Source organism: Sporosarcina sp. D27, from assembly GCF_000586555.1.
Taxonomy (GTDB): Bacteria; Bacillota; Bacilli; order Bacillales_A; family Planococcaceae; genus Sporosarcina.
In genome coordinates, this window is record NZ_AZUC01000048.1 from 1 (window position 1) to 25,261 (window position 25,261).

Annotated in this window: 26 protein-coding genes and 1 riboswitch; of the genes, 14 read left to right on the forward strand and 12 right to left on the reverse strand. The window is 43.4% G+C overall.

Going from position 1 to position 25,261, the window contains the following annotated elements; translation table 11 throughout:
• Positions 1-330: 330 nt before the first annotated feature.
• Entirely contained in the window at positions 331-1,830 is a 1,500-nt protein-coding gene (locus tag N693_RS0112850) for a BCCT family transporter (protein ID WP_025785242.1), read from the forward strand.
• 47 nt (positions 1,831-1,877) lie between these two features.
• Here N693_RS0112850 and N693_RS0112855 read toward each other — a convergent pair whose 3' ends face one another.
• The 3 genes from N693_RS0112855 to N693_RS0112865 all read right to left on the reverse strand — a co-directional run bounded on the left by N693_RS0112855 (position 1,878) and on the right by N693_RS0112865 (position 5,075).
• The gene (locus tag N693_RS0112855) at positions 1,878-3,167 is read right to left on the reverse strand and encodes an O-acetylhomoserine aminocarboxypropyltransferase/cysteine synthase family protein (RefSeq protein WP_025785243.1); all 1,290 of its coding nucleotides are present in this window, start codon (positions 3,165-3,167) and stop codon (positions 1,878-1,880) included.
• Between the two features lie 114 nt (positions 3,168-3,281).
• Positions 3,282-3,396, reverse strand: a riboswitch (SAM riboswitch).
• 337 nt (positions 3,397-3,733) lie between these two features.
• Complete coding sequence (locus tag N693_RS0112860) at positions 3,734-4,669, reverse strand: hypothetical protein (protein WP_025785244.1); 936 nt, start codon at positions 4,667-4,669, stop codon at positions 3,734-3,736.
• A 139-nt stretch (positions 4,670-4,808) separates the two neighbouring features.
• Positions 4,809-5,075 carry a metal-sensitive transcriptional regulator gene (locus N693_RS0112865; RefSeq protein ID WP_025785245.1) on the reverse strand — a complete coding sequence of 89 codons (267 nt, stop codon included), beginning with the start codon at positions 5,073-5,075 and terminating at the stop codon, positions 4,809-4,811.
• A 244-nt stretch (positions 5,076-5,319) separates the two neighbouring features.
• Here N693_RS0112865 and N693_RS0112870 point away from each other — a divergent pair, with 244 nt between their 5' ends.
• The 3 genes from N693_RS0112870 to N693_RS0112880 all read left to right on the forward strand — a co-directional run bounded on the left by N693_RS0112870 (position 5,320) and on the right by N693_RS0112880 (position 7,875).
• Entirely contained in the window at positions 5,320-5,541 is a 222-nt protein-coding gene (locus tag N693_RS0112870; RefSeq protein ID WP_025785246.1) for a DUF2187 family protein, read from the forward strand.
• A gap of 129 nt (positions 5,542-5,670) precedes the next feature.
• On the forward strand, positions 5,671-6,897 hold the full coding sequence (gene pepT, locus N693_RS0112875; protein WP_025785247.1) for a peptidase T: 1,227 nt from the start codon (positions 5,671-5,673) through the stop codon (positions 6,895-6,897).
• Between the two features lie 12 nt (positions 6,898-6,909).
• Complete coding sequence (locus N693_RS0112880; protein WP_025785248.1) at positions 6,910-7,875, forward strand: multidrug resistance efflux transporter family protein; 966 nt, start codon at positions 6,910-6,912, stop codon at positions 7,873-7,875.
• 47 nt (positions 7,876-7,922) lie between these two features.
• On the opposite strand, the gene N693_RS0112885 is transcribed toward N693_RS0112880, so the two are convergent.
• The 6 genes from N693_RS0112885 to N693_RS0112910 all read right to left on the reverse strand — a co-directional run bounded on the left by N693_RS0112885 (position 7,923) and on the right by N693_RS0112910 (position 13,407).
• On the reverse strand, positions 7,923-9,014 hold the full coding sequence (locus tag N693_RS0112885; protein WP_025785249.1) for an ABC transporter substrate-binding protein: 1,092 nt from the start codon (positions 9,012-9,014) through the stop codon (positions 7,923-7,925).
• Positions 9,015-9,041: 27 nt separating this feature from the next.
• Positions 9,042-9,815, reverse strand: a complete 774-nt coding sequence (locus N693_RS0112890) for an ABC transporter ATP-binding protein (RefSeq protein WP_025785250.1) — start codon at positions 9,813-9,815, stop codon at positions 9,042-9,044.
• Between the two features lie 4 nt (positions 9,816-9,819).
• Positions 9,820-10,644: an ABC transporter permease gene (locus tag N693_RS0112895; protein WP_371257564.1), complete on the reverse strand. Its 825-nt coding sequence runs from the start codon at positions 10,642-10,644 to the stop codon at positions 9,820-9,822.
• Between the two features lie 92 nt (positions 10,645-10,736).
• Positions 10,737-11,816 (reverse strand): AI-2E family transporter, encoded by a 1,080-nt coding sequence (locus N693_RS0112900; RefSeq protein ID WP_025785252.1) that lies wholly within the window; start codon positions 11,814-11,816, stop codon positions 10,737-10,739.
• Between the two features lie 129 nt (positions 11,817-11,945).
• Positions 11,946-12,629 carry a DUF4956 domain-containing protein gene (locus tag N693_RS0112905; protein WP_025785253.1) on the reverse strand — a complete coding sequence of 228 codons (684 nt, stop codon included), beginning with the start codon at positions 12,627-12,629 and terminating at the stop codon, positions 11,946-11,948.
• Complete coding sequence (locus N693_RS0112910; protein WP_025785254.1) at positions 12,598-13,407, reverse strand: polyphosphate polymerase domain-containing protein; 810 nt, start codon at positions 13,405-13,407, stop codon at positions 12,598-12,600. Before N693_RS0112910 ends, N693_RS0112905 begins: the two co-directional genes overlap by 32 nt.
• A gap of 176 nt (positions 13,408-13,583) precedes the next feature.
• Here N693_RS0112910 and N693_RS20715 point away from each other — a divergent pair, with 176 nt between their 5' ends.
• Together N693_RS20715 and N693_RS0112920 are read left to right on the forward strand one after the other, a co-directional pair.
• Positions 13,584-13,706 (forward strand): hypothetical protein, encoded by a 123-nt coding sequence (locus N693_RS20715; RefSeq protein ID WP_256378137.1) that lies wholly within the window; start codon positions 13,584-13,586, stop codon positions 13,704-13,706.
• A 106-nt stretch (positions 13,707-13,812) separates the two neighbouring features.
• Positions 13,813-14,628 (forward strand): flagellin, encoded by an 816-nt coding sequence (locus N693_RS0112920; RefSeq protein WP_025785255.1) that lies wholly within the window; start codon positions 13,813-13,815, stop codon positions 14,626-14,628.
• Positions 14,629-14,663: 35 nt separating this feature from the next.
• Here N693_RS0112920 and N693_RS19705 read toward each other — a convergent pair whose 3' ends face one another.
• Complete coding sequence (locus tag N693_RS19705) at positions 14,664-15,071, reverse strand: hypothetical protein (protein ID WP_025785256.1); 408 nt, start codon at positions 15,069-15,071, stop codon at positions 14,664-14,666.
• A gap of 217 nt (positions 15,072-15,288) precedes the next feature.
• On the opposite strand from N693_RS19705, the gene N693_RS0112930 reads away from it, so the two are divergent.
• Entirely contained in the window at positions 15,289-15,468 is a 180-nt protein-coding gene (locus N693_RS0112930) for a CsbD family protein (protein WP_025785257.1), read from the forward strand.
• Positions 15,469-15,612: 144 nt separating this feature from the next.
• Here the strand turns inward: N693_RS0112930 and N693_RS0112935 are convergent, their stop codons facing one another.
• Positions 15,613-16,116 carry a general stress protein gene (locus tag N693_RS0112935; protein ID WP_025785258.1) on the reverse strand — a complete coding sequence of 168 codons (504 nt, stop codon included), beginning with the start codon at positions 16,114-16,116 and terminating at the stop codon, positions 15,613-15,615.
• A 154-nt stretch (positions 16,117-16,270) separates the two neighbouring features.
• Between N693_RS0112935 and N693_RS0112940 the strand changes: the two genes are divergently transcribed.
• The 4 genes from N693_RS0112940 to N693_RS0112955 all read left to right on the forward strand — a co-directional run bounded on the left by N693_RS0112940 (position 16,271) and on the right by N693_RS0112955 (position 19,168).
• Positions 16,271-16,576 (forward strand): DUF3243 family protein, encoded by a 306-nt coding sequence (locus N693_RS0112940; protein WP_025785259.1) that lies wholly within the window; start codon positions 16,271-16,273, stop codon positions 16,574-16,576.
• Positions 16,577-16,597: 21 nt separating this feature from the next.
• Positions 16,598-16,840: a hypothetical protein gene (locus N693_RS0112945; protein WP_025785260.1), complete on the forward strand. Its 243-nt coding sequence runs from the start codon at positions 16,598-16,600 to the stop codon at positions 16,838-16,840.
• A gap of 138 nt (positions 16,841-16,978) precedes the next feature.
• Positions 16,979-17,887 (forward strand): EamA family transporter, encoded by a 909-nt coding sequence (locus N693_RS0112950; protein ID WP_172643593.1) that lies wholly within the window; start codon positions 16,979-16,981, stop codon positions 17,885-17,887.
• Between the two features lie 87 nt (positions 17,888-17,974).
• On the forward strand, positions 17,975-19,168 hold the full coding sequence (locus N693_RS0112955) for a DHHA1 domain-containing protein (protein WP_253271196.1): 1,194 nt from the start codon (positions 17,975-17,977) through the stop codon (positions 19,166-19,168).
• Positions 19,169-19,229: 61 nt separating this feature from the next.
• Here N693_RS0112955 and N693_RS0112960 read toward each other — a convergent pair whose 3' ends face one another.
• Positions 19,230-20,216, reverse strand: coding sequence for a c-type cytochrome (locus N693_RS0112960; protein WP_025785263.1), 987 nt, complete (start codon positions 20,214-20,216; stop codon positions 19,230-19,232).
• A gap of 521 nt (positions 20,217-20,737) precedes the next feature.
• Here N693_RS0112960 and N693_RS0112965 point away from each other — a divergent pair.
• The 3 genes from N693_RS0112965 to opuFB all read left to right on the forward strand — a co-directional run bounded on the left by N693_RS0112965 (position 20,738) and on the right by opuFB (position 24,708).
• A complete protein-coding gene (locus tag N693_RS0112965) occupies positions 20,738-22,105 on the forward strand; it encodes a sodium:alanine symporter family protein (RefSeq protein WP_025785264.1) in 1,368 nt (455 codons plus the stop codon).
• 138 nt (positions 22,106-22,243) lie between these two features.
• Complete coding sequence (locus N693_RS0112970) at positions 22,244-23,194, forward strand: ABC transporter ATP-binding protein (RefSeq protein WP_025785265.1); 951 nt, start codon at positions 22,244-22,246, stop codon at positions 23,192-23,194.
• A complete protein-coding gene (opuFB, locus tag N693_RS0112975; RefSeq protein ID WP_025785266.1) occupies positions 23,191-24,708 on the forward strand; it encodes an osmoprotectant update ABC transporter permease/substrate-binding subunit OpuFB in 1,518 nt (505 codons plus the stop codon). The genes N693_RS0112970 and opuFB overlap by 4 nt, the downstream gene beginning before the upstream one ends.
• Positions 24,709-25,261: the final 553 nt, after the last annotated feature.

The window sequence follows — 25,261 nt, forward strand, 5'->3', positions numbered from 1 at the left end:
AGCGTTTTCCATGCTTTATGAGCACTTCCCCAAGCTTATGAGCGTTTTCCATGCTTTATGAGCACTTCCCCAAGTTTATGAGCACTTTTCATGCTTTATGATCACTTTCCTGAGTTGATGATCCCGCCATGCACTTTTGTGACAATTAACAAACTTTTTTCGCAGAACGTTCGCTTTCAGGTTTACCTTCATTGAATACTGTAAATAATAGCAACAATCCATAAGCTTAGAACTCCCCCTCGGGCGCGCTAGCTATACGGTTGCACTTCATCAAGATCAATAGTATAGTGGTAAACTGCTTATGAAAACTATCGTCGCTAAGGGGGAACCATGAGAAAAATATCAAATGTCTTTTATATAACGATTGGTCTAATCATCTTAGCCGTTGGTTACGGAGTCATTGATCCAGAGCGTTTTGAAGCGGGAACTGGCATCGTGAAAAACTTCGTTTCCACTACATTCGGTTGGTACTATATGTTATTAATGACGCTATTAGTTGGCGTCAGTATCTACTTAATCTTCAGCCCGTACGGAAAAATTCGACTGGGGAAAGACACGGATCGTCCACAATTCTCCACAATTACCTGGATCGCCATGCTGTTTTCTGCTGGAATGGGAATCGGACTCGTCTTCTATGGCGCGGCTGAACCACTTTCACATTTCGCCGTAAACCCTGCAACTGCAGAGCCTGGAACGAATGCAGCTTTCAGAGAATCCATGCGTCAAACTTTTCTTCATTACGGAATCCACATTTGGGCACTATACGGAATCGTTGCGCTGTGCTTAGCGTATTTCCAATTCCGCAAAGGGGAACCAGGATTAATTTCAGCAACACTGAAGCCGATATTTGGCGATAAAATGAAAGGGCCCTGGGGCACAATCATCGATGTCCTCGCAGTCTTCGCAACGTCATTTGGCGTGGCTACGTCTCTCGGCTTTGGCGCTGTTCAAATTAATGCCGGCCTGAACTATTTGTTCGGGTTTGAAATCGGCATACGGTCCCAATTCATTATTATTTCTATAGTTACTGTGCTGTTCATTATGTCTGCGTGGTCAGGACTAAGCAAAGGAATTCGTTACTTGTCGAATACGAATCTTGTATTGGCACTTGCATTACTTGGCTTCATGCTTATTTTAGGACCAACGTTGCTCATCATGAACATCTTTACGGATTCGATCGGGGGGTATATCTCTCATTTCATCGACTTGAGTTTGAGTACTGCTCCACTAAATGCAGGTAATCGGGAATGGCTCGACTCTTGGACAATTTTCTACTGGGCTTGGTGGATTTCTTGGGCACCTTTCGTCAGTATGTTTATAGCCCGAGTTTCAAAAGGTCGTACAATCCGTGAATTCATGGTGGGTGTTTTACTAGCTCCTAGTATTCTTAGTTTCATCTGGTTCTCCGCATTCGGGACAACTGCAATTGAAATTCAGAAATCCGGAGTTGCAGATCTCGCATCCGTTGATACGGAACTTGTTATTTTCCAGATGTTTAGCCAGTTGCCTTGGGCTACACTTACGTCTGCGTTTGCAATCTTACTGGTTACGTCGTTCTTCATCACATCGGCGGATTCAGCGACCTTTGTACTTGGGATGCAGTCTACTTATGGCTCGTTAACCCCACCTAACAGCGTGAAAGTGATATGGGGCTTGATCCAATCTGGAATTGCGGTTATTTTACTATCTGTTGGTGGACTTTCCGCATTGCAAAATACGATTATTATCGCAGCCCTTCCATTTTCATTCATCATCCTGTTTATGGTCTATTCGCTCTTTAAAGAACTGAAAAAGGATGTTAAAACGAACAAACAGCTTAGACATAAATAAATCAAACACCCGAGTCCAAATGAGGATTCGGGTGTTTGATTTGCAATTTAAGCGTTTATTGGTACAGCTTTTTCAATCGCTTGCGCTAAATCCGCGATGATGTCGTCTGCTGATTCAAGCCCCACTGAGAGACGAATGAGTTCCTCAGTAACACCTGAATTTTTCAAGTCTTCGCCAGAAAGCTGTTGGTGCGTCGTTGAAGCCGGATGGATAATTAGTGACTTCGCATCACCGACATTCGCTACGTGTGACCAGACAGCGACGTTGTCAATCACACGACGTCCTGCATCACGCCCACCTTTAATTCCGAAAACAATAATGGACCCTGCTCCATTTTTCAAATACTTCTTGGCAAGATCTGCTGTTGGATGGTCGTTGAGGCCCGTATAGGTAACCCATTCAACAGATGGATGCTCTTTCAGGAATTGTGCTACCTTTTGTGCGTTTTCTCCATGACGCTGGATTCGCAAATGAAGCGTCTCCAAGCCTTGTAGGAAGTTGAATGCACTGTCGGGGTCTAGACATGGACCGAAGTCACGAAGCCCTTGCACACGGAGTTTTGTCGCAAATGCCGCGCCTGCTGTGTCAATACCGTAGCGTAAACCGTGATACGATTCGTCTGGCTGCGTGAAAGCAGGGAATCTGCCTTGGGTCCAGTCGAACTTTCCTGCATCTACCACTACGCCGCCAATCGTTGTTCCGTGACCACCAATCCATTTCGTGGCGGAGTGGATAACAACGTCAGCGCCAAATTCAATCGGGTTGCATCCGTATGGGGACGCAAATGTATTGTCGATTAAAAGTGGAACACCATTTTCATGTGCAATCGATGCAACTTTTTCGATATCGAGCACTTGCAAGCTCGGGTTACCGATTGTTTCAGCAAATATTCCTTTTGTCTTTTCCGTAATGGCACTACGGAAGTTTTCCGGGTCAGTTGAGTCGACAAATTTTACAGTGATCCCGTACTTCGGCAACGTTGTGGCAAATAAGTTGTACGTTCCGCCGTAAAGGTTGGCTGCTGCAATGATTTCGTCGCCAGCTTCTGCAATATTCAAGATAGAGAACGCGATTGCCGCCATACCAGATGAGAGCGCAACAGCTGCAGCGCCTCCTTCGAGTAACGCGATGCGTTCTTCAAATACAGCGACTGTCGGATTCGTGATACGAGTATAAATGTTGCCAGCTTCTTGCAGTGCGAAAAGATTTTTGGCGTGGTCCGTGTCACGAAATACGAATGATGTGGTTCTGTGGATAGGAAGAGCTCGTGATCCAGTTGTTGGATCAGGTTCTTGACCACCGTGCAGCAAAAGTGTTTCGGGTTGAAAATTTGTCATGTACATAACCTCCGGAAATTAGATTGATGGAACTGCGCACACCGGACGGGTGATGGGGAAACTAAAAAGATCCCCTTCTACCTATAGAAGAGGATCTGCCATTGCTGGCACTTCCCCTTATCTTTCAGATCCATAATAGATCTGTAGGAAGTAGCACCTTTGCAAGCTGGTAAGCTTGCCGGTTGCCGGGCATCGCAGGGCCTAGTCCCTCCGCCGCTCTTGATAAGAGTTTGTGACTTATTCAGTTTTCCATCTTGGAATTGAGTATACGTGTTTCAAAATAGAAAGTCAACAGTTAAATCTAAATTATTTGATAGTTTTGTATTTGCTAATTAAACAGGGATGATTTCCGCTATAGGCGGACGCGGGCCTACAGGATGTAGGTCATGCAACCGTTGCGGCAGGACGCCGCGAACTTAGATTGTTTCCATTATGATCCCTAAGGAGTCGCCGACTTACGTTCCAATCAACGGGACATTCTAGGACAAACAACTACATGAAACATAAAGAGATAGGGAAAAAGAAAAACCCACAAACCAAAGTCTTGGCTTGTGGGTAAGAATTGATTATTGAGCTGCGCCGTAGAAGATTTGGCCGCCTTTTAGGTTGATGATTTTGAGCATGTTTGTGCGTTTTACGTAGATGCTTTTAAATTGCTCGCGTCCGTTTGCATCTTTCAATAGGATTGTACGGTTGTTGTAGTTATCAGATACAACTACAGGTGTGAGTGACCTTAGGTCGACGTGAGCTGCGAGTGTGTTGTATTCAGGAAGGTTACCGATTGTGCTTGCAGGTTGTTCTTGTTTCGCTACCGGCTTTTGTTCTGGTTTCACTTCTGGAGCTGGTGTTGCTGTGTCTTCTTTTACGACTGTTTCAATGACAATGCCTTGGCCTTTTAAATTGATGACTTTTAATAGACCTGTCTTTTTTACGAAGACACTCTTGTATTGTCCCTGACCGTTCGCATCTTTCAATAGGATCGTACGGTTGTTGGCGTTGTCTGAAACGATGATTGGTGTCAAAGCATTCAAATCTACTACTGAAGCTAGTGTTTTGTATTCAGGGAGATTGCTAATAGCACTTCCTGGCTGCTCAGGCTTCACATCTGGTTTTTGTGGAGCGTCTGCTTTCACAGTCGTTTCAAGGACAACTCCGCCACCTTTTAAGTTGATGACTTTCAGAAGTCCTGTCTTTTTCACGAAGACACTCTTGTACTGTGTACGACCGTAGTTGTCAGAGAAAAGAATTACCCGGTTGGACACGTTGTCTTCAGTAACACGTGTAGTGAAGCTAGTTGGGTCGATGACGGAAGCAACTGATGCGTACTCTTCCAGACCTGTGATGTCTTGGTTTACTTGCTGACCGTAGTTCGAATTGTGTTGTACGTGTGCGTATGAGCTTTGTGCATCTGCGTTTTGATCTGCATGTGCAAATGTCGCTGCGTTTGCACCTCCTGCGGAAATAAGTAGTGCGCTTACTGCTGTGATCAATGTCTTTTTCATCTTGTTCCTCTCCTTTTCCTTTTGGGATACTTATATCATAACCCCATAGTCTGAGAGGACTCTGAGATGATTATTAGGACTTGATGAGAGAACTGTAAGAAGGTTTTAATATTTCAGCCCACGAAAAAAGAGCCTGCAGTTAGCGGCTCTTTACTAATAAGTCGACAGCTTCTTTTACAAGCATTTCCTTTGCTTGTGGATTATCCGATAGCTCTTCGTTTTCCATACAGGCAATCAGATTCGTACTCACTATTAACCCGATGGTCCGATCGATTCCTGAGCGAGACGCAGACAACTGTGTAATGACGTCCTTGCATTCATCACCAGCCTCGATCATCCGTAGGACACCGCGAATTTGACCCTCTATTCGTTTTAAACGATTAACTACTTTTGCATCGTATTCCATGAATCCGGCCTCCTCTCTTAACTACGTTCATAATATACCCCTTCTGGTATAAGGTCAATCAATTCCACCTCTTTCGACAAGAAAAGCGCGAAATTGTTCGAATTATGCTATACTTATAGAAGTATTACAATTTTTAATGTTCCAAACCACTGGGCCAACCGCACAACACACTGTCTGTTTTTCTGAATGGCCATGGGTCTTCACACTATGAAAGAGATCGAAACAGACTAGAGGAGGGATTCGTTTGGCTTTTCCGCGTAAGGAGCATCCTGTCTCTGATTTTATCGCAGCGCGTAAAATTGGTGAAAAAATTTCGTTCACTCGTAACGATGTTTTCGTCATAGGGACAATCCACAAGATCTTAGAGAACTCCGTTATTGTAGAAATTTCTGAAGAGGACGCCGATCTGATTGGAGCAGCTTCCACTCTGACCGTTGTCGCTCACAAAAATTATACAATCGAATAATCTAGCAAGCATCGACTTCAACCTCCGACAGACCACACCAGTTCTGTCGGTTTTGTCGTCTGTCTAATTATCAGAATTGTACGAGATGACTCACTAGTACATAGAATTGAAAGGGGATTTTTTGACGTGATGAAAGAACAACTATTGGAACGATTCATCCGCTATGCAAAGATTGACACTGAATCTGATGAAAAGAGTTCTACAACACCTTCATCTACTAACCAGTGGGATTTGTTACATCTATTGAAGGAAGAGCTCACAACACTAGGTATGGAAGACATTACGCTTGATGAGAACGGTTACTTGTTCGCAACACTTCCTGCGAATACAGACAAAGAGATCCCTGTAATCGGCTTCTTAGCGCACGTTGATACATCACCTGATTTCTCAGGTAAAAATGTAAACCCGCAACGTCATGACAACTATGACGGCAGTGACCTGGTTTTAAATGAAAACACAACCCTCTCTGTTAGTCGCTTCCCTGAGCTTCAAAACTATATCGGACAGACGTTGATCACAACCGATGGTACAACACTACTTGGTGCTGATGATAAAGCCGGTATTGCGGAAATTATGACAGCGATGGCTTATTTCCAAGAGCATCCAGAAGTGAAGCATGGCAAATTACGTGTCGCTTTCACACCAGATGAAGAAATCGGACGTGGCCCACACCAATTTGACGTGGATGCTTTTGGCGTCGACTTTGCGTATACAATGGACGGTGGTCCACTTGGTGAGTTGCAATATGAAAGTTTCAATGCAGCAGGGGCACGTGTTACGTTCAAAGGAACAAACGTCCACCCAGGTACTGCAAAAGGGAAAATGGTGAACTCCATCTTACGTGCACAAGAGTTCCAAGCAGCAATGCCTGGCTTAGAAATTCCTGAGCTAACGGATGGACGCGAAGGATTCATTCACTTAATGGACATTCAAGGTTCTGTTGAAAAGACCGTGTTGGACTATATTATTCGTGATTTCGACAAGGAAACGTATGAAGCACGCAAGAAACTGTTTTTCGATACTGTCGCTCAGATGCAATCCGATTATGGCGTAGAATCCATTGAACTTGAGTTGGAAGACCAGTACTTCAATATGGGCGAGAAGATTAAGCCACATATGGAAATTGTCGATATCATTTCGGAAGCATTTAACAAATTAGATATTTCACCGATAATCGAACCAATTCGGGGCGGTACTGACGGATCTCAGCTTTCCTATATGGGCATACCAACACCTAATATTTTCGCTGGAGGTGAAAACTTCCACGGTCGTTACGAGTTTGTTTCTGCGGAAACGATGGAAAAAGCGGCACAAGTCATCATTGAGGCTGTAAAATTATACGAATCTCGCGCATAAGGAGGCGTTACCATGAAAGGAATTTGGCTTGGCGTACTCGCAGCTGTCTTTTTTGCGGTTACATTTGTACTAAACCGCTCAATGGAATTATCAGGAGGCAGCTGGATGTGGAGCGCGTCACTCCGCTATTTCTTCATGGTTCCGTTTCTCTTTGCTATTGTCGGTGCGCGAAAGGGGCTCGGGGCAGTCAAGCGCGAAATGACTGCCAAACCGTGGCCCTTTTTCGCATGGAGTTTTGTTGCGTTTGTGTTATTTTATGGTCCTTTAACCTTTTCAGCGGCATACGCCCCAGGCTGGTTGCTTGCAGGAACGTGGCAGTTAACCATTGTTGCAGGTGTGCTACTTGCTCCACTTTTTTTCCTAACTGTAGAAACAGCTGAGGGACCGCATCGTGTTAGACAACGGATCCCCCTACCCTCACTTTTGATTTCTCTGGTCATACTTGCAGGAGTGGTCTTGATTCAAATCCCTCATGCACAGTCAGTATCCGGGAAAGCTCTCGCATTTGGAACATTACCTGTTCTAGTTGCAGCCTTTGCCTATCCACTCGGCAATCGCAAAATGATGGAACTACTAGGTGGATCACTTGATACGTTTCAACGGGTACTTGCGATGACACTAATGACGTTGCCCGTTTGGATTGCACTTGCAATCTATGCTTGGGCAACAGTAGGACTCCCTTCTTGGAGCCAGCTCGGTCAGTCATTTGTTGTCGGGGTAAGTTCGGGTGTCATTGCGACGACCCTATTTTTCATGGCGACCGATTTAGTTCAACATGATCAGGGACGACTTGCTGCGGTTGAGGCGACACAGTCACTTGAGCTCATATTTGCGATGGTAGGTGAAATGATACTACTTAATCTGTTGCTTCCAGGCCCGATTTCTTTAGTCGGTGTCGCAGTCATTATTATTGGCATGTCCCTACATAGTTGGCAAACTGCTGTCGCTGCAAAACGCCAATTACGAGAAAACCCATAAAAATACTGCCCGAACGTCAGACAACCTGACGTTTCGGACAGTCTATTTTATTTCTTCGTAGCAGCCTCATATTCCCCAAGTAATTCAACTGCTTCTTCTGCGAGAGACGTATCAATCGCTTTGTTGAAATCGATATCTCCAATAATCGCACCGTTCGCTTTATACATATCATATTGTTTTTGAATGTCGTCTACGAACATCTTGCCATCAGGATCCAGACCCGTTACAAAAACCTTATCCCAAAGCTCTTTATCTTTAAGCGCTGTATGCTTCACCATGATATCGATGATTGCATCCTCGTCTATCTCTTCGAAAAACGCGTCATTATAATCCCGAACTCCTTTTAAATAGGCAGCCATGAAGCGGATGGACAATTCTTCATCCTCCATGAACTGTGGTGATGCGAGTACCATTGCGATTTGGGATTCTGGAGCATAGTCCGTCGCGTCTCCGAAACGTACGTGGAATCCTTTGTCAACCCCCTGTGCGATCAATGGCTCTATATTGAGTGCAGCATCGATTGTTCCAGAGTCAATAGCACCGAGCATTGACCCGAAATCTGCGATGTGGACGTATTCTACATCCTCCTCAGTGAGCCCCGCGTGCTTCAACATTTCCTCGTAGATGTATCCGTCAATCGAATTACGTGATGAGACTGCAATTTTTTTACCTTTAAAATCTGGATAGTCTTTGATGATGTCTTTCATGTGATTGCCGATGACGAAAGTAAAATACGATTCCCCCGGCATATTGTGGCCTTTATCCGCAATGATTCGCACGTCGATTCCTTGGGCGATTGCGTTGAAGAAGGAAGCAGTAGAAACCCCGCCCGCAATCGAGACTTCCCCAGCGGCAAGTGCTGGAAGCATGTCATCACTATTTGCAAAATCGGTGAATTCCACGTCAATGTTGTAGTCATCGAAATATCCGCGTTCTTTTGCAATATAAAATCCAGCTCCGGACGCTGCCCCATCTTCTGCGATGACGACTTTCGTCCGTTTTTCGAGTGGTGTAAGCTGACCTGTTTCAGCTCCTCCGCTCGGCTTTGTAACCGGTTCAGGTTTTGCTGGTTCTTTCTCATTGCATCCCCCGAGTACAACGGCAACCCCTAATACAACTGCAAGCCAACCTACCTTCATCCGCTGTTTCACAGGCTTCCCCTTTCGTCATGTTCTCGATTTCTGTACTTCTTTTTGTAGATGCTGCCAGATGTCGACAAACTGCGCTGCTAGTTCTGGATCTTTCCGAATTTCTTCGATCTTACGTGGACGGGGTCGGTCAATTCGAACTTCCTGAATGATTTGCCCCGGCTGTGCACTCATGAGTAAAATTCGATCACTTAGCATGAGTGCTTCGTCAATACTATGTGTGATGAACAACACCGTTTTTTTCGTTTCTGCCCAAATACTTAATAATTCTTCTTGCAGGATAAACTTATTTTGTTCATCTAAAGCAGCAAATGGTTCATCCATCAAGAGGATTTCCGGATCATTTGCAAACGCACGCGCTATACTGACACGTTGCTTCATGCCTCCGGACAATTCACTCGGATACAGACTCGCAAATTGAGTGAGACCGGTTTTCTCCAAATAATAAGCAGTTTGCTTGGCAATGATATCTTTCGGAGCTTTTCGCATCGCAAGACCGAACGCAACGTTGTCTTCCACTGTCATCCAAGGTAAAATTCCTTTTTCTTGAAACACCATGGATTGCAAAGGGCGCTTCGACTGTTCAGCGTTAATCTTAAAGTTCCCTGCGCTATGCTTCTCAAGTCCGGCTAAAATGCGTAGTAATGTGGTTTTACCACAACCGCTCGGACCGACCAGACAGACAAATTCACCGTCTTCTATTGTCATAGAGATATTTTGAAGCGCTGTCACACTTCCTGTTTTCTTCACAAACACTTTCGTCAAATCGTTAATTTCAATTTTAGGGGGCATCTGTTCACCTCCATGGCAGCAGTTTTTTCTGAAGACCCCTCAACAGCAACGAGAACAAATAACCAAAGAACGAAATCATGATCAACCCAACAAACATATTTTGTAGTAAAAATGCTTTGTACGACGTCCAAATCAGATAGCCGATACCCGAAGTTGCACCCATCATTTCAGCAGCTACTATTGTTAATAGCGCAATCGCCTGCCCCATCTGAATGCCTTCTAGCATAACCGGAAGCGCGCCGGGTAGTGCAATTTTGAAAAAGAATTGAGACTTACTCGCCCCATAGTTATTTGCAACATCTAAGTAAATTTTGTCGATGTTAAGAACACCCGCAGCGGTATTAATGACGACTGGGAAGAATACACTTCCTGCGATTGTGATGACTTTCGACAGATCCCCAATCCCGAATAGAATAATGATAATCGGGAGCAATGCGAGTGTAGGAATCGGCATAAGTGCCATCACGAGCGGCGAAACAAAGTGCCGGATCGGCGTGAATAGCCCCATCATCAGACCGATAATGATTCCGGGAATCACTCCTGCGAGAAATCCTAACGCAATACGATACAGGGAGACACCTACATGCTCTGCAATTGCTCCGCTAACTAGTAGTTCCCAGAACGTTTGCAAGATTGCGGTCGGCGGTGGGAAGAAACGGATATCCATGACACCGGTTCGTGATAGGACTTCCCATAGCACAAGTAATAAGACTGGAGAGACAATTGTAAGCAGTTGTTGCAGTCGTGCTTTCGTTTGCTGACGTTTCCATTCGGCTCGTTCTACACGCACAGGATCTTGAACAATTTTACCTGATTGAGTCACTTTCACCACCTCACCTCAATCTATGCACCGGCCTACTAGGCTGGGTGGGCAATTATACAAAAAACCTCCGCTTTCCAGTAAAGGAGGCGGAGGTTTTTCTAAACCGTTTTCGTGGCGGTCTTCTTAATATCTTGTCGAGCTGCATAAATATTTGAGACAATTACTTTCGCTACCCCGTATACAGGCACAGCTACGATAATCCCAACAAATCCTGCAATATTACCAGCTGCAAGTAACAGGGTGATGACGGTAAGCGGGTGAATGTCGAGAGATTTCCCCATTACGTTCGGAGTAATGAAGTTACTGTCCACTTGATTGGCGATTAACGTGATGACTGCAACCCAAATGACTAATTTCGGATCTTGTGTAAATGCGATGAGAATCGCAGGCACCACAGCGATCCACGGACCGATGAACGGAACCAAGTTCATGAATAACGTAAAAATCGCAATGAGCAGTGCGTATTGCAAACCGATAATCCAATAGCCGATTAAAATAATTGTTGCGAGAATCGCACTGATTAAAAATTGACCTTGAATATAGCTGCGTAACACATGATCAATATCATGAATAGTTTTCTTTACCCACTCTCGTCGCTTGCCGCTAAAATAGTTGTATATTTTAGGAGCGAGCTTCTCATGATCTTTCAACATGAATACGAAGAAGAACGGTACAAGCACGAGCAAGACAATCGCTTGGACGAATGATTGTAAGAACGCAACAATCCATCCTCCAAATTTCAGCGCATACGACTGTAATTTATCTGCTGCACTGTTAAGTGATTGCTCAAGCTTTGGAGGTAAGTCTCTCTTCTGTTCGAGCGCCACGTCTGTTAAATGGGTCAGTTCCTTAGCGATTTTAGGCCCATTGTCGACCAAGGTGTTCACCTGGTTCGCAACAGGTGGACCGACAACTGCAGAGAATGCGTAAACACCACCTATTAAGATAACGAAAATGATGAGAATGCTTCCCCATCTCGGAACTTTCCGCTTTTCAAGAAAACGTTGAATGGGTTCGGTCATGTAATACAGCACACCACCCAGAACGAGAGGAAGGATGATGGCTTTAGCAATAATACCAATCGGCGCAAAGATGTAATTGATTTCTAAAAAGAATTTAATAATCAATAACGCTAGTAAAATGGCGACGCCTGATTGAAACCACAGTTTCTTCGTCAAGACCCAGCCTCCTTTACAATTTCTATAATGTTTAGTTGTTATTAGTATACGAGTTTCCGTGCGTGGTGTCTAACGTAGAAAAAATCAAAAAGAGTTCATCCCTTAATAGAAGGAATGACCCCTTTTTTGTTAGTCGCGCATCTCCAAGTAAGAGAGCGATACTTTCAAGTTGGCATTGCGTTCACGAATCGCATCAAGGAGTACTTGGTCTTTCGTGTCAACTTTGCTCCGAATAGCGAATGTATATAAGATCATCGTACCAAGATTCGTTGTTTCAACTTGTCGAAGCTGATAAAAGTCTGTTTTTTCATCCAAAATGTCATCCAACAAGCTCTCGTGGTTCAAGTTTTCAGGTACAGTCACTTTCAACAGCTGTGTATCTTTTCCTTTGCCGTAATCGACTTTGTACAATAAGTAGAAGATCAAACTTGCGAACAGTGTTAACACAATTGCGAGTGGGAATTGGAACAATCCTGCTGTCATTCCTACACATAGACCGAAGAAAATGTATGAAATGTCTTTCGCGTTTGTGACGGCACTTCGGAAACGGATAAGGGAGAATACAGCGAATAGCCCAAACGCAACTCCAGCATTATCACTCACTACGTTCATCACAACAGATACAACAACACTCATCATAATAATTGTATGGACAAACGCTTGCGAATAGCGTTCTCCCGTAAATGTAATTTGGTACACTTTCGTAATGACTAAACTAAGAACAAATGCTAATGCCATTGCCGCCAAACTCATCCAAATTGTTGGTGCACCTTCTAATCCATTAGATGTAAACAAGCTCGTGATCTGATCCATCTTCCATTCCTCCAATTGTTGGTTGTTCTAATTCTTTTGGCTCCGTATATCCTGTTTGCGGCAAAACTTCACCGTCTAATAACTCCGTACTCGTACAGAACTTCGATGCACTACGTTGCTCACAGTTCAACTCCTGTAAGACACGCGCAAGCCAAAGTGGCACCGCGTGATCTACTTTTACTTCTAGCACAACAAGGTCCGAGTCGATAAAGTGGGTTCCATAAGGCCCGTTCTCAATATGTAAGTCGTCTTTTCGACACTTTAAATCGAAATCGAACGTTATACGCAGTTCAGGATCTGTCACGCCATGCAATGCGTGACGGCTATAACTGACAACCATTTCGGGTTTCAAGTTATAATATTTTCGAAAATAGTCGATTTCCTTCATAACTTGTTGATTGGATGTCTTGATATCTGACAGATCTTCTTTGACATCACCTTCAAGGTAGCGGTAAGCTTCTCCCAGCGGCAACAGCATCCGACGTTTGTTGACTACTTTTTTGTGTTTCTGTTTCACTTCAAAAAAGGCAGTGCTGTTCAAATCCGCCTCGTCATACACACGTAATCGCAGTTTTTGGCGATACTTCAATTTGTTTTTGGTTTCAAAATAAATCGATTTGTCCGGACTGTCGAAGTAAAGACTAGTAACAGAATATCTACCTTCCGTTCCATTTTTGTCATTCCGCATCTTAGGTCCGATACGCTCTACCAATTCTTCATATTGACGGCGTGTGATTAAATACTTCTGTTCTTTTCTACTAAAGATTTCAATCGCCACATCAGTTCCTCCTGTTCAATTGTTTTTTCTTTGTAAAGACGACTTTACAAGATTGAAATGTGAACTCTCTGAAGGATTCATTAGAAAATGATGAGAACGTGAATTTTTTGTATACTATCGTCAATTGTGGGTAGATTATAGAAGAATCGAATGTACATGAGGAGGCGTGCTTCATTATGAAAAAGACGGCACTAGTGGCTCTCGGTCTTGGAGTTGCGTACTTAATGCGCAACGAAGAATCCAGGAATAAGATGATGAAGCAATTTGACTCATTCGCAGGAGGCAGTTCTTCAAAGTAAGCTCTGCTCTAGATTCGCTATAGGCAGCCGGGGGATATCCCTGGCTGTTTTTTGTATTAACAATTCAGATTATTAACCGATATTACATAAAAGGAAGGTGATTCCAGTGCTCGGTCAATGGCACTCAACAGGACAAATGATTATTCGGAACATGAATACTCAGCATTCTCTTGCAGCTATATCCATGCGCCGTCTTTCCACTGGTTTACGCATTAACAGTGCGGCAGATGATCCTGCGGGTCTTGCAATTTCGGAAAAAATGCGCGGTCAAATAAGAGGATTGGCTATGGCTCAGCGCAACATTCAGGATGGGATCTCGCTTATTCAGACAGCTGAAGGAGCTCTGGATGAGACGCATTCCATGTTGCAACGCATGCGTGAGTTGAGTGTTCAAGCATCTAATGGCACATTGTCTGACGAAGACCGTAAGATGCTAGACGAAGAGTTCCAGCAGCTCAAACAGGAAATTCAACGAACGTCTAAAGACACCGAATTCAACACAAGACCAATACTAGATGGGTCTCAGACGGATTTAAAAATCCAAGTTGGGGCGAACGCGGGACAAGTAATTTCTATTGGAATCAACTCAATGAGTTCGACCTCTCTGGGACTCGATGACGCTTCGATCGCGACCCAAGAAGATGCAGAAAAAGCTATTGCATTGTTGGATAAAGCTGTTCAAACCGTTTCATCCGAACGGGGAAAGCTGGGTGCTATCAGCAACCGATTAGAACATGCGTATAACAACGCAATGACAATGGAAGAAAATCTGACCAGTGCTGAATCCCGCATTCGGGATGCAGATATCGCAAAAGAAATGATGGCGCTGACAAAGGCGAATTTACTTGCTCAAGTAGGACAGTATGTATTGTCTCTTCATATGCAGCAAGCTCAATCTGTGTTGCAGTTGCTGAAACAGTAAACCCCGTCCGCCTGTAAAGAGGCGTGACGGGGTTTTTAGACGAATCGATTTTCAAAACCAAGAATCGGAATGCGATCTTCTTCTACTGTGATGCTATGAAGAGGCAGTTCAATCATGTACTCATCGCTTCCATATGGATGTACTTTTAATTTTTTTAAGGTAAATGCGTTGTTCGTCACCAGTTTAACCATTCCGGTGTGAGAGTCGATTCCTTCAATCGCGAATCGATGTCCTTCCAGTATTGCATAAGGTACGATTTCATAAGCGTCATCCAACTCTTTCACCTCCACCGCTCTAAGCAGTGAAGCCGTTGAACCCACCATGCGTGTAAAACCATTTTGTAGTTCCCTAGGATCTGTAGTTTCTAAGTAGATTTGCTTGTTTCTAGAACTGATCTCATATTCCTTCCCGTTCCAGCGGGCGAATCTTCCTCTGCGAATCATCTCATCACCTCCGAAGAATTCGTAACAATGTATATCTATTAGTATACAAAGTATTATAAGTTTTCAATAGATATGGTTTGTCCTATTTCCCTTTAAGAGTGCAGGCGCATTCTCCTACGGCTCTGTTAGTAAGTATTATCTATACCCGATACTTATACGTGTTTAACCTATTCACTGAGGGGGTATGAAATGACTATATTACGAGGAGGTTTTTAATATGGAAAATCACGGTTTATCAGACAAAGTAAAAGGTGCAGTGAACAAAACTAAAGGTGAAGCAAAAGACCAATACGGGAATGCAACTGGCGATGCCGAAAAACAAGCAGAAGGTAAGATGGATAAAATCAAAGGAGATGTGCAAGAAAAAATCGGCAAAATGAAAGATGATCGTCATTGATTGTATTATCGAGTTGCTAGAACGTCGGACATATCTGACGCGCTAGCAACTTTTTAAATGGGATTAACAGAATCCTCGACAGTCTACCATTCTCAGTTTATGTTCCATACAAAAAACCGACTCCTCTTAAGTCGGTTTTTACTGTTAGAGATTATTCGTATTGATGCGAGGGTATCTTCCTGCGTTTTCTTCAGCTCCGGCATCTTCACCTGCATTTTCAAGCGGTTCTCCGCTTTCTGAAATATCGCTTGAACTGTCTGATCGATTGGTGACGATTTTACTGCTCTCACTAAAAAGATCAGGATGTCGTGGTGTTTTTGGGTCATCCAATACAAATAATGCCACACCACCATCTTTGACTTCGTTGTAAAAAGCCTTGGTTTGTTGTTCATTAAAACCGAGCTGCTCAAATGCTTCTTTAGCTGGTTCATCATTTGTAAAAAAGAATTTCATACGTCCTAAAAATCCGTCTTGTTCTCTCGTTGCTAACACAATATCTGTTTGATCTTCGAGCATCCTGTCATTATCATCCAAATTGGAAACTGCCAGGATTTCGTCCTTTGTGTAACCGAACGATTTTAATTGTGTAATTTTAATTAACACATTGTCAATAGCATGAAATGTCCCCACATACCGTTTTTGCTTCATAATCCTTTCACTTCCTTCCCTATACAATTGGTCGGTCCATGTGTAAGTATCTATTCCCCAAACCGACAACTTTAGAAACACTAATTTTGTAAGGTTTATTTTTTCCTGATTAGTCAATACTGTTACTATCACATAAAAGGAGTGAACGCTTCCTATGGACGTCAAAGGCAAAGTTGAAGGCGAATTGAATAAAATGGACAGTGAAAAGAAAGAAGATATCTTAAAAAACTTTACATCGTTTAAAGATTATCTATCCGACAAAGTAAGCAAAGGTGAAAAGTTGGGACTCAGCGAGGAACAACTGACGAAGGCAACAGAGTATGTCGCGGGGTATTTGGCAAAACACGAAGAACCGAAAAACCGTGAACAATATGTGCTTCAAGAACTTTGGAAGGTCGGCGACAAGGAAGAGCAAAAAGCACTGTCCAGTCTTTTGCTGAAACTCGTCAAAGCGGAGTAACTCCTAAAAGGAGGACTATTCATGGACGACAAGAAAAAGTCATTCACTGCCGAAGATCGAAAAGAGGTTATCCAACCTTATTTGGATAATCCTGACGCTGTTAAAACTGACAAAGAATCCCTTTTTGATATGCATGAAGATATGCAAACGGTAGATGCTGTCCCTGTTGAAGACACTAATATGGAATGGGAAGAAGAAAAGCAAGAAAACCATCGCAAATCCAAGGATCAATCATCAAGTGAAGAAAAATACGCGGGTAGATAATCTTATCCGTAGACACCTTCTTAAACAGAGGGTGTCTTTTTTGTTTTCATTTCCCGGGGAATAATTAGAGGTCTAACTTCCTATGTATCAAAATGGTAATCACCGTGATATACTATTTAGCTTAGGGGGAAATGCATTATGAAATTTTGGATATATCCGATACTCGTAATTGTCGCGGCTAGCAGTTACGGAATTCTTTCGTCTATTGTTAAATTGGCCATTAGAGATGGCTATTCGGCTTCTCAAGCTGTTACCAGTCAGTTCTTCATAGGGTTCTTAATCGCCCTTTTACTTTACGTCATCATTCAACACAAGCGTCCTCGTTTTGGAGGGGGCTGGACACTTATACTTGCAGGATGCTTTACCGCTTTAACAGGGATTGTTTATGGAAAAACAGTTGAGTATATGCCTGCATCACTGGCAGTAGTTATGCTCTTTCAATTTACTTGGATTGGCATGCTATTTGACTGTATCGCAAGTCGTCGTTTACCTAAGAGGGTGGAAGTGATTTCACTCGTTTTCCTTTTCTCTGGAACGATTTTTGCAGCAGGAATTTTAAATGTCGATTTGAGTGGCATCCCTTGGCAAGGCTGGGCATTTGGGCTGGCTTCAGCAACAAGTTTCGCCTCATTCGTGATGGCGAACCAAAAAGCGATTGAAGGAATGGATACAACCACTCGCCTCTTATTTACTTCTTTCTTCGCAGTAATTGTGATCTTGTTCTTCCAATCACCTGAAATTGTTTGGACTGGACAACTATTCACTTCAAGCCTCTTATTATATGGACTTGTCCTTGGCTTATTCGGAATTATAATTCCCATCTATCTCTTTTCCATTGCAGTGCCTAAAGTGGGTACAGCAATGACGTCCATTCTTAGTGCTATGGAGCTTCCGGTCGCAATGACCGCCTCTGTTGTATTAGTTGGCGAACATATTACGTTCATACAAATCATTGGGATTCTCATAATATTATTCGGGATGACTTTACCGTCACTCGCACAGAGACGACTTAACCGTCTCCCCCACAAAACGTCTGAACTGCTCTAATGCAGTTCAGACGTTTTTGCATAAAGTTCCCGAACCTCGTACAATGGGTACATGAAAAAAGAGTCCCGCTAGAGAGGAGTTTTTCGATTGTTGCAAGACCGCCTATATTATCAAGAGCCTTACCTTACCAGTTTCACAACCGTGGTAACACAGCACGCTGTCGATGAACAAGGACGACCATTCGCAGTACTGGAGAATACTGCATTTTATCCTACTGGTGGTGGACAACCTCATGACACAGGATTTATTGCAGACATTGCAGTTGTGGACGTAGAAGAAGTTGACGGAGAAATTCGACACTATTTGGAAACTCCTCTAGTCACTGGGGGAACGATTTCTGCTGAAATCGACTGGGATCGCAGATTTGATCATATGCAACAGCATACTGGACAACATGTACTGACTGCTGCTTTCGTTGAACTTTTTGACTACCCTACCATCAGTTTTCACCTTGGTCGAGAAATCGTGACCATCGATCTTGCGACTGAACAGGTCTCTTCGGATGAACTGCGTGCGGCTGAAAAACTTGCCAATGCAATTATCCTTGAAAATCGACCGATTGAGCAGAAATGGGTGACACAAGACGAACTGTCAGCGTATTCACTTCGTAAACAAATTAGTGTCGACGAGGAAATTCGTCTCGTAATCATTCCTGACTTCGATACAAACGGATGTGGAGGTACACACCCTAGCTCCACAGGACAAATCGGATCGTTAAAGGTCCTTTCCACTGAAAAGCAAAAAAAGAATACACGCATCCACTTTGTGTGCGGAGGGCGGGTCCTCCATCAGCTTGGTACAATTCATGATGAACTTTCAGATGTTGCACGTCTACTGAGCGCTCCATTAAGCCAAGCAGCTGATGCCACACAAAAACTGCTCGATGCGCAACATACGTTGGAAAAGCAATTGGAAGCCGCGAAGGAACAGTTGCTTGACATTGAAGCGGCATCTCTTGCTGAACGAAAAACGATTGTCATACGGCAAACATACAAAGATCGTTCCATGCAAGAGTTACAAAAACTCGCTCGCAAAACACTTGCTCTTCGTGAACAGGCAATTGTTTTACTCGTTTCGGATGATGCTGAAAAGCTGCAATTCGTGGCATCTCGTACAAATTCGCTCACACCGGATATGCGTACGGTTTCATCCATCGCTCTTCCTGCAATAGAAGGTAAAGGAGGAGGCTCTGCGGCATCAGTTCAGGGAGGCGGTGCACGAACCATGTCTGCCGAAGACCTATCAGAGTTACTTGAGCGCTCCATTCCCGTTCACGTATAACAACAAATACAACCCAAAACCCCCAACCACCGCATTAAATTGCGTTGTTGGGGGTTTCCATTTATTCTTTCTTACCAATAACTGCTTCCCAGTCAATTGTGCCGGCCTTAATTTCATCGCGACGTTCTTTTGTCATCGAGTCGCTTGGACGTCCACCATTTGGCCAATCTCCTTCATGATTTCCAAACTCAGGACGATCTTGGGATAGGATGAACGCTGAAACATCAGCAACTTCCTGGTCTGATAAGCTTCCTGCATTACCGACCGGCATATTGTTGTGCACGTAACCTGCCATTTTAGTTAGGCGCGCAATTCCAGCACCGTCATTAAAGGAGCCATCTCCCCATAATGCAGGACCTGTGTTTGAACCTGTTCCACTACCGTCCCCTGCATGGCATGTCGCACATGATTGCTGATACACCTTTTCCCCATCTGCAACACTTGGAATTGGCATGTCATCTACACTGTTCTGGTGACGCCATGGCAACTCTGCCCCTACTGGAATTCCTTCAGAAATATAAGTCATATACGCAACCATCGCTTTTAAATCTGGATCATTGCTTTCAAACTTTGTACCGTTCATGCTTCGCACCATGCATCCATTGATACGATCTTCTAATGTTACAACCTTACCAGAACGATCGATGTACATTGGATACACCGCTGACATTCCGACTAGTGAAGAGACTTCACTGTCCAAACCAGCACCTGCGTGACAACTAGTACATGATAGTTCGTTCACCAGTTTCTCACCGTCTTCTGCAGTGGGAGCTTCACCTCGTAATACAGTTGAAGTATCGTTTACAAGGTCGTATCCGCGCTTAATTGCATCACCAAGCTCGCCGTCAGGAACGTCATCCATTGAAGGTGGATTGTGTTGAATTTCACTTCCTGCAGCGCTATCGGATCCTGATTCAGTTTCAGTCACATCTGCTACACCTTCATTTTCAGCCGCTTTGTTCGTTTTTAGTTGGAAAGACATAAGGACAATGGTAAGTGCAAAAATAGCAACTAATACAGCTAATACTAAAGTAGAGGTTTTTCTCATTTTTACTTCCTCCTTTGTTTGTGACTATTGTATCAAACTCTCTTCTATAATGATATGGAATTAAAGTAAATTGGGTTGAAATAGGGAATTCCCTTAGTGAATTATAAATTGTCACGCGACGCAAGGAGCATGCACGGGTATCCCCTATAAGTAAGGAACCCTTGCTGACAAATCCTTATTATCTTCTTAGAATTCTACATAGTTCATACTACGAACCATGCTTCCATTGATGCGATCTTCTAAGGTTGCGATTTTATCATTCCGGGAACGATACGCAGGTATTTTGTATTCACACCAACTAATGAGGAAACATAGTTATTCTCTTTTTGAATAGTAATTATTTACTATTACAATAAAAATAGACAGTATATTCTGTTATACAAAAATGATTGACAACTCTTTTATTGTTTCACTAGTATAGTATTTAAACCGATTGGCAATTCCGAATTCACTATTTGTTCAGCAGGTACAACCTGAAACTTCTACGCACGATTTCAAGCACTCAAAAGGGGATGGTACATTTGAATACGTTTACAAAATGGGTAGGAGTTGTTTCAGATTTTTTATGGGGCGCACCAATTATTTTATTGCTGATTGGCGGAGGACTATTTCTGACAATCCGTCTTGGGTTCTTTCAATTCAAGTACATGCCTCACATTCTTCGTCAGACCTTCGGGAAAATCTTGTCGAAAGGCTCTGGAGACGGTACGCTGACGCCTTTTCAGGCGACAACTTCAGCACTCGCTTCCACTATGGGTGCTGCCAACATTGTCGGTGTACCTGTTGCGATTGCCCTCGGTGGTCCAGGCGCAATTTTTTGGATGTGGCTGGTTGCACTTATTGGAATCGGCACGAAATATTCAGAAGTCGTCCTTGGCATTAAGTATCGCGAAAAGAACGAAGCTGGGGATTATGTAGGCGGACCCATGTATTATATTAAAAAAGGGCTTGGCTGGAAAAAAGTTGCATATCTTTTTGCATTTGCACTGATGATTGAAATTATTGCCAGTACGATGGTTCAGTCTAATTCAATCGCGACTACAATCGAAAGTTCGTTTGGATTGCCTCCGTACATTACCGGAATTATTGTTGCACTTTTAGTAGCTCTTGTCTCCTTTGGAGGAATTAAAGCAATTGGTCGCGTCACAGAGCGACTTATTCCTTCGATGGTGGTCTTGTATATTGTCAGTGCACTCATTGTGATTGCGTTCAATATTACAGAAGTACCCGCTGCATTCGGACTTATTTTTACATACGCATTTCAGCCGATATCTGCGGCAGGTGGATTTGCAGGTGCTGGTGTTGCCGCTGCTATACGATGGGGATTGGCACGCGGACTCTACTCCAACGAAGCAGGAATTGGAACGGCACCGATTGCACACGCTGCTGCGATGAATAATCATCCAGCGAAACAAGGCTTTTGGGGCGCATTTGAAGTCATAGTAGATACACTCATCGTTTGTACCATGACGGCAATGGTAGTATTGACGACAGGTGTTTGGAAAGTCATCGATGCCAATAACGCTTCTTCAATGGTGACAGAAGCATACAGCACAGTTTTCGGTGCAACCATTGGTGGGATAATTATTTCAGTCGTTCTTTTCTTGTTCGTCATTACAACCGTCGTTGTCATCGTCTACTACGGAGAAAAGCAAGCAGAATTCTTATTTGGGACTGGCTTTTCAAAAGTAATGCGGGTGGTTTATATCATCGCCATTATTATTGGAGCACTTGGCGGATTACAATTCGTATGGAAATTCCTTGATTTGCTACTCGCTATCGTAGTCGTACCGAACGTTATCGCCGTATTGTTCTTAAGTGGAAAAGTCCGTGAAGTGACAAACGATTACTTTACAAATCTCTATCCAATAGAAAGAAAAAAATTATAGAATACATTCGTTCCTCCAGTCGTACAAATATCTGTACGATGGAGGTTTTTTTTTTGACATTGAAGGATATAGGTATATAGATCTCTTTCTAGCAAATCGAGGGTGAGAGAGCTTGCGAAAAAACAAGGAGCGGTGTTGATGATAAAATTTAAAGGTGTCTCTAAGTCATACGATGGAGAAACGAACGTCGTAGAAGATGTAAACTTCGAAATTGCAGAAGGGGAGTTTTTTGTACTGATTGGACCAAGTGGATGTGGGAAGACAACGACACTAAAAATGATTAATCGTCTTATTCCCTTGTCAGACGGAACGATACGTATTCAAGATAAAAAGATTAGTGACTATGCAATTCACGAACTACGCTGGCAAATCGGATATGTCTTGCAGCAGATTGCATTGTTTCCACATATGACCATAGAAGAGAATATTTCGATTGTACCCGAACTGAAACATTGGAAAAAAGACCATACCCACAATCGTGTTACTGAATTGCTGAATATGGTCGAGTTAGATCCTGATACATACAGAGGGCGTAAACCTAGTGAATTATCTGGTGGACAGCAACAGAGAATCGGAGTGGTTCGGGCGCTTGCGGCAGATCCCGATATTGTCTTGATGGATGAACCATTCAGTGCACTCGACCCCATCAGTAGATTGAAGCTACAAGATGACTTGTTGCATTTACAGAGGACGATAAAAAAGACGATTGTATTTGTTACGCATGACATTCAGGAAGCGATGAAACTAGGCGATCGTATTTGCATTATGAAAGACGGAAAAATTGAACAGCTCGGGACGCCTGATGAAATTACAGCTGCCCCTGCGACACCTTTTGTACAAGAATTTATCGGAAGTGGCGGCACTCAACCATTTGTCATACGAGATCATATGGAACCCATGTCTGAATCGATACATTTAGACGCACCGCCATTAGCGATTGACGCTGGATGGAGTACAGTATTGGACGCACTTCTAGTAGCGGATGTGGTCGCTATCGAGGATAAGGGCGACATTGTCGGCACGTTGTCCAGAGATGCGTTACTCTCCTTTTTAGCAACACAGGAGAAAGAAAGGACGGCGACGGCATGAGTCATTTCTTTGATGTTTTTCAAGATCGTAAGGGAGAATTGGCTAGTGCGCTATTGGAACATATCCAAATTTCCTTGATTGCGCTCGTTTTTGCTGTATTAATCGCCATTCCACTTGGAATTTACCTAACGAACAAGCGACGGATTGCGGAAAGTGTCATCGGGGCAAGTGCAGTGTTGCAGACTATTCCATCCCTCGCCTTGCTCGGATTACTAATCCCGTTACTCGGTATCGGGAAAGTACCTGCCATTATCGCGCTCGTCGCGTACGCGTTGTTGCCAATTTTGCGCAACACGTATACGGGTATCAAAGAAGTTGACCCTTCATTAATAGAAGCTGCCACTGCAATGGGGATGACGACGTGGAAACGATTGACCAAAGTTGAACTTCCTCTTGCGATGCCAGTTATTATGGCAGGCATCCGTACGTCAATGGTGCTTATTGTCGGAACAGCTACGCTTGCTGCACTCATCGGAGCAGGTGGTCTAGGGGATTTAATCCTTCTGGGGATTGACCGTAACAACCCTTCCCTTATTGTATTAGGAGCTATTCCTGCAGCACTTCTAGCGCTCGCATTTGACTTTTTGCTTAAGAAATTTGAAGGTCTTTCATTCAAACGGGCTGCTACCGCTCTCATTGTATTTTTCTTTATTAGCTTGCTCGTTATCGTGTTCCCATTTTTGTCCGGGCGTTCGAATAAGCAGTTAGTAATCGGTGCCAAACTCGGTGCTGAACCGGAAATCCTCATTAACATGTACAAACTCCTCATTGAAGACGAAACTGACCTGACTGTCGAACTGAAACCCGGTCTTGGCAAAACATCGTTCGTATTCAATGCACTTAAGTCAGGCAGTATTGACATGTATCCGGAATTCACAGGGACAGCACTTTCCGAGTTTTTAAAAGAAGAGGCTGTCAGCAACGATCGCAAGGAAGTGTTCGAACAAGCACGTGATGGCCTTGCCGATCAGTTCGATATGACCTTGTTGCCACCGATGTCGTATAACAATACGTATACATTGGCGATTTCCAAGCAATTTGAAGAACAGACAGGTGTGAAGACCATTTCAGACTTGGCTGCAGTTGAAGCCAATGTGAAAGCCGGATTCACTCTTGAATTTAACGACCGTGAAGACGGGTACAAAGGCATTCAAAAATTATATGGTGTGGACTTCCCTTCCGTGAAAACGATGGAACCTAAATTACGGTACCAAGCAATTGAAACAGGCGACATCAACTTAATGGATGCATATTCAACAGACAGTGAATTGAAAGAGTACGATATGACAGTGCTTGAAGATGATCAGGAACTGTTCCCACCCTATCAAGGGGCTCCTCTCTTGTTGAAAAAGACACTTGAGAAATATCCTGAGCTCGAAGGTGTATTGAATAAGCTTTCTGGAAAAGTGACGGACGATGAAATGCGTGACATGAACTTCCGTGTAAACTCAGGTGGAGAAAACGCTGAGGATGTGGCACGTGAGTTCCTTATAAACGCTGGATTGTTGAAGTGAAGAAAAGGCTGCCGCGGCTGCCTTTTTTTGCGTGAAACGGGGTTTTTATGTGTTCTCCGACACAACTCTCGGAATGTCCGACATCCCGAGAGTTTTCTCTTACAGTTCGGGGCATTTCTCCAGCACTCATCGATATTTCTCGGACACTTAGCGAAGTTTCTCGATATCGGGACACAATTCAACCTCATTAAGGGATTAATTGGATGATCTTCACTAGTTTTAGGAAGAGCTGCCCCCTACAACACACAGAAAGAACTCGCTTTCTCGCTACTTTTCATCTGAGTACCATTGTTCTAGTCGTTGCTGACTGACACCTATTTATTTATTCCATTTTCTGATGTGAATTCCATTTTTACACACCCATATCCAACCATTTCTGAACTTGTTTTCGTATCCTCCTCTCCCTTTTTTTGCCGATGAGATTACGAATATAATAAGCGCGATTGGCAGAGACATCTTCAATACAAATAGGATAGTTGAACCTATTAATTTCGATCCTTTCCATAGATTATTCATTGTTAAAAGCGAGTCGTTCAAACTAAATTTCCCATCA